At 74.7% G+C, this 2,690-nt stretch carries 2 protein-coding genes; both read left to right on the forward strand.

Annotated features, from left to right (window positions below; translation table 11 throughout):
- Positions 1-1,209: L-seryl-tRNA(Sec) selenium transferase (gene selA, locus A612_RS05365; RefSeq protein WP_019373512.1), on the forward strand; the 1,209-nt coding region annotated here is incomplete at its 5' end.
- Between the two features lie 59 nt (positions 1,210-1,268).
- On the forward strand, positions 1,269-2,690 hold a 1,422-nt coding region (gene selB / locus A612_RS05370; RefSeq protein WP_019373513.1), incomplete at its 3' end, for a selenocysteine-specific translation elongation factor.

Raw genomic sequence — 2,690 nt, forward strand, 5'->3', positions numbered from 1 at the left:
CAGCGCCTGGAGCCGCGCCTGCGCAGCGTCTTCAACCTCACGGGCACGGTACTGCACACCAACCTGGGACGGGCGCTGCTGCCCGACGAGGCGGTGCAAGCGGTGGCGCGGGCGCTGACCGCACCGGCGAACCTGGAATACGACCTCGCGACCGGCGGGCGCGGCGACCGCGACGACCTGGTGGAGGGGTTGCTGCGCGAACTCACCGGGGCGGAGGCCGCGACGGTAGTGAACAACAACGCCGCTGCCGTGCTGCTGACGCTCAACGCGCTCGCGGCGCGCAAGGAAGTCATCGTCTCGCGCGGCGAGCTGGTGGAGATCGGCGGCGCCTTCCGCATCCCGGACATCATGTCGCGCGCCGGTGCCCGGCTGGTCGAGGTCGGCACCACCAATCGCACGCATCCGCACGACTACGCCGAGGCGATCGGCCCACGCACCGCCATGCTGATGAAGGTGCACTGCAGCAACTACGCCGTGACCGGTTTCACGCGCAGCGTGCAGGAGGCCGAGGTGGCGGCCATCGCGCATGCACACGGACTGCCGCTGGTGGTGGACCTGGGCTCAGGCACGCTGGTGGACCTGGCGCAATGGGGTCTGCCGCACGAGCCCACGGTGCGCGACGTGGTCGCCGCTGGGGCCGACCTCGTCACCTTCAGCGGCGACAAGCTGCTCGGCGGCCCCCAGGCGGGGCTGATCGTCGGGCGCAAAGAGCTGGTCGCCCGCATCAAGAAGAACCCGCTCAAGCGCGCGCTGCGCGTGGGCAAGCTCACCCTTGCGGCGCTGGAGCCGGTGCTGCAGCTCTACCTGGCGCCCGAGCGGCTGCCCGAGCGCCTGACCACCCTGCGCCTGTTCCTGCGCCCGCAGGCCGAGATGCAGGCCCAGGCCGAGGCCCTGCGCACGCCCCTGCAGGCGGCGCTGGGCGGCGAATGGAACGTCGGCGCCGCGCCCTGCCTCAGCCAGATCGGCAGGGGGGCCCTGCCCAGCAACACGCTGCCCAGCTGGGCCCTGACGGTGCAGCCGGCGCAGGCCCGGCGCGGCGGGCGCCTGCTGGGTCGGCTCGAGGCGGCGCTGCGCGCCCTGCCCCGCCCGGTGATCGGCCGCATCGAGGCCGGGGCGCTGTGGCTGGACCTGCGCTGCCTGGAGGCCGGCGAGCTCGCGGCCTTCACCGAGCAACTGCCCCGGCTGGCCGAGGCGCTGCGGCAGGTCTGAGCGGCGCAACGCCCTTCACCTCATCCACAGCCCACGCACGCAGCCACACGCATCCGACCATGATCATCGGTACCGCCGGCCACATCGACCACGGCAAGACCACCCTGGTGCGCGCCCTCACCGGCGTGGAGACCGACCGCCTGCCCGAGGAGCGGCGCCGCGGCATCTCCATCGAGCTGGGCTACGCCTACCTGCCGGCCGGCGACGAGGGCGCGCCGCCGCTGGGCTTCGTGGACGTGCCGGGCCACGAGCGGCTGCTGCACACCATGCTCGCCGGCGCCACTGGTGTGCGCCACGCGCTGCTGGTGGTCGCCGCGGACGATGGCGCCATGCCGCAGACGCGCGAGCACTTGGCGGTGCTCAGCCTGCTCGGCGTGGCGCAGGGCACGGTCGCCGTGACCAAGATCGACCGGCTGGACCACGCCACCCGTACCCCGCGCCTGGCGCAGTTGCAGCGCGAGCTGCGCAGCCTGCTCGCGCCCACCTCCCTGGCGGATGCGCCGATCTTCGAGGTGTCGGCAGCCACAGGCGAAGGCATCGCCGCCCTGCGCACCCACCTGCTGGAGCGCGCACGCGCTGAAGGAACACGGGCCGCTGCCGACGGCGCCCAGGTCTTCCGCCTGCCCATCGACCGCGCCTTCACGCTCGCCGGCGTCGGCACCGTCGCCACCGGCACCATCGCCAGCGGCAGCGTCCGCGTGGGCGACGAGCTGGTGCTCACGCCCGGCCCGGGCGGCCAGCCCCGCAGCGTGCGCGTGCGCGGCATCCACGCCCAGAACCAGCCCGCCGAATTCGCCCGCGCCGGTCAACGCTGCGCGCTGGCCTTGGCCGGCGTGGCGCGCGACGAGGTGCACCGGGGCGACTGGGCCTGCGCGCCGGCAGTGGCCCTGTCCACCACGCGCATCGATGTGCAGGTCCGCCTGTGGCCCGATGAGGAACGCGCGCTGCGCTCCGGCACGCCCGTGCACGTGCACCTGGGCACGAGCGACGTGGTGGGCTCGCTGGTGCTGCTTGAACAGGGCAGCCTCGCCCCGGGCGAGAGCGCATTGGCGCAGCTGGTGCTGCACACCGGCATCGCCGCCTGGCACGGCGACCGCGGCGTGCTGCGCGACGCCTCGGCCACGCGCACCATCGCCGGGGTGCGCGTGCTCGACCCCTTCGCCCCTCAGCGCTGGCGCCACACGCCCGAGCGCCTGGCGCAGCTGGCCGCCCTAGCGCTGCCGCAGCGCGCCGAGCGCCTCGCCGCCCTGCTGCAGCACACGCCCCTGGGCCTGGCGGTGGCGCAGGCAGCGCGCGCCGAGGGCCTGCCCACGCCCGCCGCCCTGCCCCTGCCGCAGGACGCCATCCTCATCGATGGTGGCGCCCTGGCGCTGGCGCCGGCCGCCCTGCAAGGCCTCGAAGCCCTGGCGCTGGCGCGCCTGGAGGACTTCCACCAGCGCCATCCGGACGAGATCGGCCCGGATGCGCGCCGCCTGCGGCGG

It is taken from the genome of Melaminivora alkalimesophila, from assembly GCF_000282995.1.
Classification (GTDB): domain Bacteria; phylum Pseudomonadota; class Gammaproteobacteria; order Burkholderiales; family Burkholderiaceae_C; genus Melaminivora; species Melaminivora alkalimesophila.